This window comes from Shewanella sp. VK101 (genome assembly GCF_056497865.1).
On sequence record NZ_CM151402.1, the window covers coordinates 1,187,264 to 1,198,766 of the forward strand.

Consider the following 11,503-nt stretch of genomic DNA (forward strand, 5'->3'; position numbering starts at 1 on the left):
TATGAATAAGCTTGAAGCCTTCTTAAAAGAACAAAAAATAACCGAAGTTGAATGTGTTATCTGCGATATGACAGGTATCGCCCGCGGCAAAATTGCCCCGGTAGACAAGTTTATCGATGAAAAGGGCATGCGGCTGCCCGAGAGTGTGTTGCTGCAAACCGTGACCGGCGATTATGTCGATGATGAGGCCTACTATGGCCTGCTCAACAGCGCCGATATCGACTTTGTCTGCGTGCCCGATGAAAACGCGGTCTTTATGTTGCCCTGGACCCTGGAGGCCACTGCTCAGGTGATCCACGATACCTATGACAAGATGGGCAATCCGCTGGAGCTGTCGCCGCGCAACGTATTGAAAAAAGTGCTCAAGCTCTATGAAGATAAGGGCTGGGAGCCGGTGATTGCCCCCGAGATGGAGTTTTATCTCACCAGTCGCAGTGACGATCCCGATCTGCCACTCAAGCCCCCGGTTGGCCGCTCAGGCCGCGCCGAATCCGGACGTCAGTCCTTCTCCATCGATGCCGCCAATGAGTATGATCCCCTGTTTGAGGATATGTACGACTGGTGTGAGGCGCAGGAGCTGGATATCGATACCCTGATCCACGAGGAAGGCACGGCGCAGATGGAGATCAACTTCAGCCACGGCAATCCACTGGCGCTGGCGGATCAGGTGTTTGTGTTCAAACGCACCCTGAGAGAGGCCGCCCTCAAACACGGCGTCTGCGCCACCTTTATGGCCAAGCCTGTGACCAATGAGCCTGGCAGCGCCATGCACCTGCATCAGAGTGTTATCGACAAGGAAACCGGCAAGAATATCTTCACCCGCGAAGATGGCACCATGAGCCAGAACTTCCTCAGTTATATCGGCGGGCTGCAGCGCTTTATGCCGGAATTTCTGCCACTGATGGCGCCCAACGTCAACTCATTCCGCCGCTTCCTGCCGGGCACCTCGGCGCCGGTCAATCTGGAGTGGGGCGAGGAGAATCGCACCTGTGGCCTGAGGATCCCTGAGTCTTCACCGCAAAATCGCCGCATTGAAAACCGTATCCCGGGGGCCGATGCCAACGCCTATCTGGCCATTGCCGCCAGCTTGTTGTGCGGCTATTTGGGAATCGTTGAAGACGTGAAACCTTCGACGCCGGTGCAGGGCCGGGCCAACGAAGACCGCTCGGGGATCTCTTTGCCGCAGACGCTGGAAGAGGCGATGGCCATGATGGAAGAGAGCCTATATTGCCGTAAATATCTGGGGGAAGATTTCACCACAGGTTTTGTCGCGGTCAAGCGCGCCGAGCTTGAGAATTTCCGCCGGGTGGTGAGTTCCTGGGAGCGGGAATTCCTGCTGCTGACTGTCTAAGGAGGGAGAGATGAAATCACAACAGACCCAAAGCTGGCAGGCCAAGGACCATGCCCACCACTTGCATCCCTTTACCGATCCCAAGGCGTTGAAACAGGCGGGCGGGCGGGTGATTACCCGCGCCGATGGCGTCTATATCTGGGATTCACAGGGCAATCAAATTCTCGATGGCATGGCCGGACTCTGGTGCGTCAACATGGGCTATGGCCTGCGTTCCATCGCCGATGTGGCGGCACATCAGTTGCTGGAATTGCCTTACTACAACAGCTTCTTTCAGTGCAGCCACCCGCCGGCGATTGAACTGGCCGCCGAGATAGCCGCGCTGGCACCACCTCATATGAACAAGGTGTTCTTCACCGGATCTGGCTCAGAGGCCAATGACACCAACTTGCGCCTGGTGCGTCATTACTGGGACATCCAGGGCAAGCCGGAGAAGAAAACCATTATCTCGCGCCACAATGCCTATCACGGTTCCACAGTTGCCGGTGCCAGTCTTGGTGGCATGAGTGGTATGCATGCCCAGGGCGATCTGCCCATTCCAGGCATAGTCCACATTGCCCAACCTTACTGGTATGGCGAGGGCCAGGGACAGTCTGCCGAAGAGTTTGGCATTCGCTGCGCCCGCGAGCTTGAAAGCAAGATCCTCGAGCTGGGTGAAGACAAGGTGGCGGCATTTATTGCCGAGCCTATTCAGGGCGCCGGCGGCGTGATAGTCCCGCCGGACAGCTATTGGCCGGAGATCAAAAAGATCCTCGCCAAGTACGACATATTGTTCATCCTCGATGAAGTGATCACCGGCTTTGGCCGCACCGGCTGTTACTTTGCCGCCGAGTATTACGATCTTGAGCCGGATCTTATCACCATAGCCAAGGGGATGACTTCGGGCTACGCCCCCATGGGCGGAGTGATAGTGTCGGATAAAGTCGCCGATGCGCTGGATAAGGGCGGTGAATTTGCTCACGGCTACACTTATTCGGGCCATCCACTCAGTGCCGCGGTGGCACTGGAAAACTTACGCCTGATGAAGCAGGAAAACATAGTCGCCAAAGTGGCCGAGGAAACCGCGCCTTATCTGCAGCAGCGGCTGCGGGAAGTCTTGGCCCAGCATCCGCTGGTGGGTGAGGTGCGCGGCGTTGGCATGGTGGCCGCGCTGGAACTGGTCGCAGATAAGGCGAGTCATCAGCGCTTTGCTGCCGAGCTTGGGGTAGGTACTCAGTGCCGGGAGCATTCCATTGCCAGTGGCTTGGTGATGCGGGCGGTGGGAGACACTATGATCATCGCGCCACCCCTGGTGATAACCCAGGCTCAAATCGATGAATTGGTAACAAAGGCGAAACAAGCGCTCGATATGACCTACGCGGATGTACAAAAATCGAACGACTAAGATTGCCTGCCATTGGCGGTAAGGGCATGATATACCTTGCTGCCAAGGCGCCGATGCGGGTTTTAGGGAGTAGCATTGGTGACACTAATAACAATGACAATAAGTTAACAATTGAAGGCGGGTTACAACCGCTGCTACCCGTAAAAGGAGAGAGCATGAAGCTATTGACCAAAGTAACGTCTGTGGCACTGTTGGGAGGCCTTGCGGCCGCTGCCACGGCCCAGGCCGAAGAAGTCGTCCGGGTATATAACTGGAGTGACTATATCGCCGAAGATACCCTGGCCAACTTCCAGAAGGAAACCGGGATCCGGGTGATCTATGACGTGTTTGACAGCAACGAAGTGGTTGAAGCCAAACTGCTTTCCGGCCGCTCCGGTTATGACATTGTCGTGCCTTCGAACAACTTTCTTGCCAAGCAGATCAAGGCCGGGGCCTTTAAGCCTCTGGATAAAAGCAAGCTGAGCAACTATCAGAATCTGGATCCCCAGTTGATGAAACAGCTGGAGAAGGCCGATCCGGGCAATCAGTATGCCGTGCCTTACCTCTGGGGCACCAACGGTATAGGCTATAACGTCGCCAAGGTAAAAGAGCTGCTGGGAGAGGATGCTCCCACAGATTCGCTCGAACTGATGTTCAACCCCAAGTATGCCGAGAAGCTGTCATCCTGCGGCATGTCCATGCTGGACTCGGCCGATGATATGGTGCCGCAGGCGCTGATCTATCTGGGATTGGATCCCAACAGTACCAAGGCGGCCGACTTTGAAAAGGCCGGTGAAGTGCTGGCCAAGATACGGCCTTATATCACTTATTTCCATTCATCGCGCTATATCTCGGATCTGGCCAATGGTGATATCTGTGTCGCCTTCGGTTTCTCCGGCGATATCCTCCAGGCGGCGACCCGCGCCGATGAGGCAGGTAACGGCAACAAGATCGCCTATACCATTCCCAAGGAAGGCGCCAACCTCTGGTTTGATATGTTGGCTATCCCTGCCGACGCCGGCAATGTCGATAATGCGCTGACTTTTATCAACTACCTGCTCAGGCCGGAAGTGATAGCCCCCATCTCCAACTATGTTTCCTACGCCAACCCCAATGTACCGGCGCAGAAACTGGTGGATGAGTCTATCCGTAACGATCCCGGCATCTATCCACCACAGGCAACTCTGGACAACCTGTATGTGGGGGAAATTCGTCCACTCAAGGCCCAGCGGGCCCTGACCCGGGTTTGGACCAAGGTTAAATCCGGCCAATAACAATAACTCAGGGGCCAGGTGCCCCTTCATTGTCTGATTGCGTAGTACAGGCAAACTTTACTCGTTCCACCAGCGGCGGCCGCTGAGCCGTCCATTTGGTATTTTGCGGAGAAGTATTATGGCAATCACCTCGGGCATTCCTGTCAAACCCAATAATAAAACCCAGGATGAAGTGCTGCTCAAAATCGAGCGGGTCAGCAAACTCTTTGACGATGTTCGCGCCGTGGATGATGTGTCGCTGACCATCAACAAGGGCGAGATCTTTGCCTTGCTCGGCGGCTCAGGCTCAGGTAAGTCGACTCTTTTGAGAATGTTGGCCGGTTTTGAAAAGCCTACCGAAGGACGCATTTTTCTCGATGGTCAGGACATTACCCATCTGCCGCCCTATGAACGCCCCATCAATATGATGTTCCAATCCTACGCCCTGTTTCCCCATATGACGGTGGCACAGAATATCGCCTTCGGCCTCAAGCAGGACAAGTTACCCAAGGCTGAAATCGAGCAGCGGGTGCAGGAGATGCTCAAGCTGGTGCATATGGAAAAATATGCCCACCGCAAGCCGCATCAACTCTCCGGCGGTCAGCGCCAGCGGGTGGCGTTGGCCCGTTCTTTGGCCAAGCGGCCGAAACTCCTGCTGCTGGACGAGCCCATGGGGGCGCTGGATAAAAAACTGCGGACCCAGATGCAACTCGAAGTGGTGGAAATTCTCGAGCGGGTGGGGGTGACCTGCGTCATGGTCACCCATGATCAGGAAGAAGCCATGACCATGGCCGAGCGGATTGCCATCATGAGCGATGGCTGGATAGCCCAGACCGGTTCGCCTATGGATATCTATGAAAGCCCCAACAGTAGGATGATTGCCGAGTTTATCGGCACAGTGAATCTGTTTGAGGGGGAGATCACCGCCGATGAGGTGGACCATGTGATCATTCAGTCCGAGAGCCTGAACCAGGCGTTTTACGTGGGTTATGGGGTGTCTACCAGCGTCGAGGACAAGCATGTCTGGTTGGCGGTCAGGCCGGAAAAAACCCTGATAAGCCGCGAGCAGCCCGAAGAGCAATACAACTGGGCCAAGGGCATAGTCCACGATATCGCCTATCTCGGTGGTTTCTCCGTGTATTACATTCGCCTTGGCAATGGTCAGATAGTCCAGTGCAGCATGACCAACCGTGAACGCCGCGCCGATCACCCCACCTGGGATGATGAAGTCTATATCAGTTGGGAGGACACCAGTGGCGTGGTGTTAAGATCATGAAGAAGCTCAAGTTAGGATTCAAAGGCCGCCACCTGACCATAGGCTTTCCCTATCTGTGGTTGCTGCTGTTTTTCGCGCTGCCGTTCGCCATAGTATTGAAGATAAGCTTTTCCACCGCGGCGATTGCCATTCCGCCCTATGAGCCAAGTTTTCAGTATGCCGACGAAGTGCTGCAGGTATTTATCAACCTGAGTAACTATCTGTTGCTGCTCAGCGACTCCATGTATTACTCGGCCTATCTCAACTCGCTCAAGATGGCGCTGGTTTCCACCCTAGGCTGTCTGCTGCTGGGGTATCCCATGGCCTATGCCATCGCCCGGGCGCCGGCCAGGTTGCAGACAGTGCTGCTATTGTTGGTGATGTTGCCCTCCTGGACCTCATTTCTTATTCGGGTCTACGCCTGGATGGGGATTTTGAGCAATACAGGGCTTATCAATAACCTGCTGCTGGGGCTTGGGATTGTTGATGAGCCGCTGCAGATGCTCAATACCAATCTGGCGGTGTATATCGGCATCATCTATGCGTATCTGCCCTTTATGATATTGCCGCTGTACGCCACCTTGGTGAAGCTGGATGTCAGCCTGCTGGAAGCCGCGGCCGATCTCGGCTCCCGCAGTCTCAATACCTTCTGGAAAGTGACGCTGCCCCTGTCCAAGAGCGGCGTCATTGCCGGTTCCATGCTGGTGTTTATTCCGGCCGTGGGGGAGTTTGTGATCCCCGAGCTGCTTGGCGGGCCGGACTCGCTGATGATAGGTAAGGTGCTGTGGCAGGAGTTCTTCAACAACCGTGACTGGCCGGTGGCTTCATCGCTGGCGATAGTGATGCTGGTGCTGCTGATTGTGCCCATCACCCTGTTCCATCGCTATCAGAGCCGCAGTCTGGAGAAAGAGATATGAAGAAGCTGAGTTTCTCGACCCTGATGTTATGGATTGGGCTGGTGTTTCTGTATGCCCCCATGTTTATTCTGATTTTCTACTCTTTCAACGCCTCCAAACTGGTAACTGTCTGGGGCGGCTTTTCCGCCAAGTGGTACGCCGAGCTGTTTGCCGATCAGCAGATACTGGATGCGGTCTGGACCAGTCTGCAAATCGCCTTTTACAGCTCGACCATGGCGGTGATCATAGGCACTATGGCGGCCTTTGTTATGACACGCTTTCGTCGCTCCTGGGCCAAGCTGACGCTGTCGAACATGATTACGGCGCCCTTGGTTATGCCCGAGGTGATCACGGGTCTGTCGCTGATGCTGCTGTTTGTGCATATGTCGGATCTGCTCGGCTGGCCGGCTGAGCGGGGCAGGATGACGGTCTGGATTGCTCATTCCACCTTCTGCGCCGCCTATGTGGCCGTGGTGGTGTCATCGCGCCTCAGGGAGCTGGATCTCTCTATTGAAGAGGCGGCGATGGATCTGGGGGCGACACCGCTGAAGACCTTCTTCCTGATAACTGTGCCCATGATAGCCCCGGCGCTGATGGCGGGCTGGCTGTTGTCGTTCAGCCTGTCGCTGGACGATCTGGTGATTGCCAGCTTCGCCTCGGGACCTGGCGCCACTACACTGCCTATGGTGGTGTTCTCCTCGGTGCGGCTCGGGGTGTCCCCCAAGATCAACGCCCTGGCGACACTGATCATTCTGGTGGTATCCCTGATCGCTTTCCTGTCCTGGTATCTGGCGCGCCGCGCCGAACGCCGCAGCAGACAAACAGAGGAATAACAATTAGGCGGTTGGCTGTGACAGCCACCGCCGCTATTTTTCTTGCGTGTTTTAAATTTTGAACAAAGTGTGTTTTATAATGCGTTTTCTACTGGTTTTAGTCGATTTAACTGTGTAGGATGATGCAAGTGTTAAAAATAACAAACATAGAAGGCTGAATTAACCATGACTGCCACTGCCCACACCTCCTCTTATTATGCCGATTCGGCCAATGACACCCGTGAACGCAACAGCTTAAGCGAGGTGCTGGAAACCGATGTCTGTGTGATTGGAGCCGGTTATACCGGGCTCAGCTCGGCGCTGCACCTGTTGGAGGCCGGTTTCAAGGTGGTGGTATTGGAAGCGGCCAGAGTGGGCTGGGGCGCCTCGGGCCGCAACGGTGGCCAGATAGTCAACAGCTACAGCCGCGATCTCGATGTGATAGAGAGCACTGTCGGTAAGGCGCAGGCCAAGCTCTTTGGCGAAATGGCCTTCGAGGGCGGCCGCATCATCCGCGAACGCATCGAAAAATACCAGATAGATTGTGACCTCAAAAACGGCGGGGTATTTGCTGCCATCAACCGCAAACAGATGGGGCATCTGCAGCAGCAAAAAGCCCTTTGGGAGCGATATGGCCACACAGAACAGCTGCAGCTGTTGGATGATGCCGGCATTCGCCAGGTGGTCAATACAGACCGTTATATCGGCGGCTTGCTGGACAAGAGTGGTGGCCATATCCATCCGCTGAACCTGGCGCTGGGTGAGGCGAGGGCGGTGGAATCTCTCGGTGGAAAAATTTTTGAGGATTCGGCCGTAGTACGTATCGACGAAGGGGAGTACCCTATAGTACATACCGCCAATGGCCAGGTTAAGGCCAGGTTTGTGGTGGTGGCAGGAAATGCCTATCTTGGCAAACTGCTGCCCCAACTTGCTGCCAAATCCATGCCTTGCGGTACCCAGGTAATCACGACAGAACCCTTGGGTGAAGAGTTGGCCCACAGTCTGTTGCCGCAGGACTACTGCGTCGAGGACTGTAACTATCTGCTGGATTATTTCCGCCTGTCGGCCGACAAACGCCTGATCTATGGTGGCGGTGTAGTGTACGGCGCCCGAGATCCGGAGAATATCAAAGCGATTATCCTGCCCAAGCTGCTCAAGACCTTCCCCCAATTGAAAGGGGTCCGTATCGACTATACCTGGACAGGCAACTTTCTGCTGACACTCTCCCGTTTGCCTCAGGTCGGCAGGATTGGCAGCAACATCTATTACTCCCAGGGCTGTAGTGGTCATGGGGTGACTTATACCCACCTGGCGGGCAAGTTGATTGCCGAGGTGCTGACCGGACAGGCGGAGCGTTTCGATGCCTTTGCCAGCCTGCCCCATTATCCATTTCCCGGCGGACATGCCCTGCGAGTCCCCTTTTCTGCGCTCGGCGCCTGGTATTACAGCCTGAGGGACAAACTGGGTATTTGATGTCTATCCGTACAAGGGCGCTTGGCGCCCATTTAAAGGAGTCGCAATGAAACTTAACCAGAGTGCGCTGCTGCGTGAACAAGCCTATATCGATGGCCAGTGGCTGGACGCAGACTCAGGCAAGAAGGTCAATATTTTCAACCCGGCCACCGGCGAGCGTATCGGCAGTGTGCCAGAGATGGGCGCGTTTGAGACCCACAGAGCCATAGATGCCGCCGAGCGGGCTCTTCCGGCCTGGCGGGCGCTGACCGCCAAAGAGCGCAGCACCATTCTCAAACGCTGGTTCGAACTTATCAATCAACACGCCGATGACTTGGCGCTGCTGATGACCACAGAGCAGGGTAAGCCTCTGGCAGAAGCCCGCGGTGAGGTCACCTACGCCGCCTCCTTTATCGAGTGGTTTGCCGAAGAGGGCAAGCGGGTTTACGGCGATACTATCCCCGGCCATCAACAAGACAAGCGCCTGTTGGTGATCAAGCAGCCCGTGGGCGTGACTGCGGCCATTACGCCCTGGAACTTCCCGGCGGCGATGATCACCCGTAAGGCGGGGCCGGCACTGGCGGCCGGTTGCACCATGATAGTCAAACCGGCGCCGCAGACCCCTTTTACCGCTCTGGCGCTGGCCTACCTGGCGATTGAAGCCGGCATTCCTCCCGGTGTTTTCAGCGTAATCACCGGCGATGCCAAGGCGATAGGCAATACCCTTTGCGAAAGCGCCGTGGTGCGTAAGCTGTCTTTCACCGGCTCGACCGGCGTGGGCATTCATCTGATGCAGCAATGCGCCGCTACGCTGAAGAAACTGTCACTGGAGCTCGGCGGCAACGCGCCCTTTATCGTGTTTGACGATGCCGATCTGGATGCGGCGGTGGAAGGGGCGATGATCTCCAAATACCGCAATGCCGGCCAGACCTGCGTCTGCGCCAACCGCATCTATGTGCAGTCGTCCGTTTATGATGCTTTTAGCGAAAAGCTGGCCGCCAAAGTGGCCGAGCTCAAGGTGGGTGTTGGCACAGAGTCCGGCATTACCACAGGGCCGCTTATCGACAAGAATGCGGTGAAAAAGGTGCAGGCTCATCTTGAGGATGCCGTCTCCAAAGGCGCCAAAGTCAAGACAGGCGGCCGGGCGCTGGGCGGTAACTTCTTCGAGCCCACTATTTTGACCGAGGTAAATGGCAGCATGCGGGTTGCCAAAGAGGAAACCTTTGGCCCGCTGGCGCCGCTGTTCCGCTTTGACAGTGTCGATGAAGTGATCGCCATGGCCAACGATACCGAGTTTGGCTTGGCGGCCTATTTCTACGCCAGGGATATCTCCAGAGTCTGGAAAGTCGCCGAGGCGCTGGAATACGGCATGGTGGGGATCAATACCGGGCTTATCTCCAACGAAGTGGCGCCTTTTGGTGGCATCAAGGCCTCGGGGCTGGGACGGGAAGGCTCTAAATACGGCATAGAGGAATATCTGGAGATCAAGTATCTCTGCCTCTCGGTCTGATTAACCCATGTCCCGGCGATGCCGGGACAACAACAGAGGATAGCAGGATGATAAGCAATGACTCTCTGATGGTGCGGCGCCAGGCCGCAGTGGCACCGGGTGTGGGACAGATACACCCTGTGTTTGTGGAACGGGCGGAAAATGCCCGGGTATGGGACGTCGAGGGCCGCGAATATCTGGACTTTGCCGGTGGCATAGCCGTGCTCAATACCGGGCACCTGCATCCCAGAGTCAAGCAGGCAGTTGCCCGCCAGTTGGAAGACTTCTCCCATACCTGTTTTATGGTGCTGGGCTATGAGAGTTATGTGGCCGTCTGCGAAAAGCTCAACGCCCTGGTTCCCGGGGATTTCGCCAAGAAGTCGGCGCTGTTTACCAGTGGCTCGGAGGCGGTGGAAAATGCTCTCAAGGTCGCCAGGGCCTACACCAAACGCAGCGGCGTCATCGCCTTTACCTCAGGCTATCATGGCCGCACCATGGCAACGCTGGCGCTCACCGGCAAAGTGGCACCCTACAGTAAGGGCATGGGGCTGATGCAGGCCAACGTGTTTCGTGCCCAATATCCCTGCGCGCTGCATGGTGTGAGTGACGACGATGCGATGAAGTCCATCGAGCAGATTTTCAAGAATGATGCCGAACCGGCGGATATTGCCGCCATTATTCTTGAGCCGGTGCAGGGCGAGGGCGGCTTCTATGCCGCATCCCCCGAGTTTATGGCGCGGCTGCGCAAGCTGTGTGACAAGGAAGGGATAGTGCTGATTGCCGATGAGGTGCAGACGGGCGCCGGCCGTACCGGCACCTTCTTTGCCATGGAGCAGATGGGTGTTGCCGCCGATATCACGACTTTTGCCAAGTCCATTGCCGGTGGTTTCCCGCTCTCAGGCATTACCGGCCGGGCCGAGATGATGGATGCCATAGGCCCCGGCGGTTTGGGAGGCACCTATGGCGGCAATCCGCTTGCCTGCGCTGCCGCCCTGGCGGTGATAGAAACCTTCGAGAAGGAACAGCTGCTGGCGCGGGCCAACCAGGTGGGCACTGTCATTAAAGAGGCGCTTGGCAAGCTGCAACAGGAGTACGACTTTATTGCCGATGTTCGCGGCCTGGGCGCCATGGTGGCCATGGAGCTGGTTGAAGACGGTGTGCCCAAGCCCGAGTATTGTGCACGAGTCCTCACCTTGGCGCGGGAGCGCGGTCTTATCCTGCTTTCCTGTGGCACTTATGGCAATGTACTGCGTCTCTTGGTGCCTTTGACCGTCAGTGATAGGGATCTGCAGCAGGGGCTGGAGATTATTGCCGAGTGTTTCCGGCAACTGCGTAGTTGAGCTGGGAAGGATGATAGGGAAGCCCAGCGCTTCCCTTTTTTATGTCTGTGACCCATCCGGAATACAGTTGACACTTTCCAGACTTATTTGGGAAGAGAGTAACAAGTACCAAGCGAACTCAGTGGGGGCCCTTGCCTTTAATCGGCCGTTGCCACGCAAGTGGAAAAGACGGAATGACTTATCGGCAAGCTCAGCAGTGCCAATGGCAGTGCAAGCCAGAGTGCCGCGAAGGCTTATTGGCACTTTCCTTGGTAAAAATAATCCATAAGTGCTAGTAGATAGAGACAGGGAG

Annotated in this window: 9 protein-coding genes; all 9 read left to right on the top strand. The window is 56.0% G+C overall.

Features of this window, described 5'->3' with window-relative positions:
• The first annotated feature begins 1 nt into the window (after position 1).
• The 9 genes from ACSHSR_RS05370 to gabT all read left to right on the top strand — a co-directional run bounded on the left by ACSHSR_RS05370 (position 2) and on the right by gabT (position 11,211).
• A complete protein-coding gene (locus ACSHSR_RS05370) occupies positions 2 to 1,351 on the top strand; it encodes a glutamine synthetase family protein (RefSeq protein ID WP_044733903.1) in 1,350 nt (449 codons plus the stop codon).
• A 10-nt stretch (positions 1,352 to 1,361) separates the two neighbouring features.
• On the top strand, positions 1,362 to 2,735 hold the full coding sequence (locus ACSHSR_RS05375) for an aspartate aminotransferase family protein (protein WP_479631322.1): 1,374 nt from the start codon (positions 1,362 to 1,364) through the stop codon (positions 2,733 to 2,735).
• Between the two features lie 155 nt (positions 2,736 to 2,890).
• A complete protein-coding gene (locus ACSHSR_RS05380; protein WP_208184472.1) occupies positions 2,891 to 3,988 on the top strand; it encodes a polyamine ABC transporter substrate-binding protein in 1,098 nt (365 codons plus the stop codon).
• Positions 3,989 to 4,106: 118 nt separating this feature from the next.
• Positions 4,107 to 5,243 (top strand): polyamine ABC transporter ATP-binding protein, encoded by a 1,137-nt coding sequence (gene potA, locus ACSHSR_RS05385; RefSeq protein ID WP_208184473.1) that lies wholly within the window; start codon positions 4,107 to 4,109, stop codon positions 5,241 to 5,243.
• Positions 5,240 to 6,139 (top strand): ABC transporter permease subunit, encoded by a 900-nt coding sequence (locus ACSHSR_RS05390; RefSeq protein WP_037436682.1) that lies wholly within the window; start codon positions 5,240 to 5,242, stop codon positions 6,137 to 6,139. Before potA ends, ACSHSR_RS05390 begins: the two co-directional genes overlap by 4 nt.
• On the top strand, positions 6,136 to 6,951 hold the full coding sequence (locus ACSHSR_RS05395; RefSeq protein WP_025009896.1) for an ABC transporter permease subunit: 816 nt from the start codon (positions 6,136 to 6,138) through the stop codon (positions 6,949 to 6,951). The genes ACSHSR_RS05390 and ACSHSR_RS05395 overlap by 4 nt, the downstream gene beginning before the upstream one ends.
• 165 nt (positions 6,952 to 7,116) lie before the next feature.
• Positions 7,117 to 8,403 (top strand): NAD(P)/FAD-dependent oxidoreductase, encoded by a 1,287-nt coding sequence (locus ACSHSR_RS05400; protein WP_025009897.1) that lies wholly within the window; start codon positions 7,117 to 7,119, stop codon positions 8,401 to 8,403.
• Positions 8,404 to 8,449: 46 nt separating this feature from the next.
• Complete coding sequence (gene gabD / locus ACSHSR_RS05405; protein ID WP_117200392.1) at positions 8,450 to 9,892, top strand: NADP-dependent succinate-semialdehyde dehydrogenase; 1,443 nt, start codon at positions 8,450 to 8,452, stop codon at positions 9,890 to 9,892.
• Positions 9,893 to 9,939: 47 nt separating this feature from the next.
• Entirely contained in the window at positions 9,940 to 11,211 is a 1,272-nt protein-coding gene (gene gabT, locus ACSHSR_RS05410) for a 4-aminobutyrate--2-oxoglutarate transaminase (protein WP_025887874.1), read from the top strand.
• The last annotated feature ends 292 nt before the right edge of the window (positions 11,212 to 11,503 follow it).

What these genes read in the sequence shown, in the direction of transcription:
- ACSHSR_RS05370 (WP_044733903.1), top strand. Translation starts at nt 2, where the DNA reads ATGAATAAGCTTGAAGCCTTCTTAAAAGAACAAAAAATAACCGAAGTT.
- ACSHSR_RS05375 (WP_479631322.1), top strand. Translation starts at nt 1,362, where the DNA reads ATGAAATCACAACAGACCCAAAGCTGGCAGGCCAAGGACCATGCCCAC.
- ACSHSR_RS05380 (WP_208184472.1), top strand. Translation starts at nt 2,891, where the DNA reads ATGAAGCTATTGACCAAAGTAACGTCTGTGGCACTGTTGGGAGGCCTT.
- potA (WP_208184473.1), top strand. Translation starts at nt 4,107, where the DNA reads ATGGCAATCACCTCGGGCATTCCTGTCAAACCCAATAATAAAACCCAG.
- ACSHSR_RS05390 (WP_037436682.1), top strand. Translation starts at nt 5,240, where the DNA reads ATGAAGAAGCTCAAGTTAGGATTCAAAGGCCGCCACCTGACCATAGGC.
- ACSHSR_RS05395 (WP_025009896.1), top strand. Translation starts at nt 6,136, where the DNA reads ATGAAGAAGCTGAGTTTCTCGACCCTGATGTTATGGATTGGGCTGGTG.
- ACSHSR_RS05400 (WP_025009897.1), top strand. Translation starts at nt 7,117, where the DNA reads ATGACTGCCACTGCCCACACCTCCTCTTATTATGCCGATTCGGCCAAT.
- gabD (WP_117200392.1), top strand. Translation starts at nt 8,450, where the DNA reads ATGAAACTTAACCAGAGTGCGCTGCTGCGTGAACAAGCCTATATCGAT.
- gabT (WP_025887874.1), top strand. Translation starts at nt 9,940, where the DNA reads ATGATAAGCAATGACTCTCTGATGGTGCGGCGCCAGGCCGCAGTGGCA.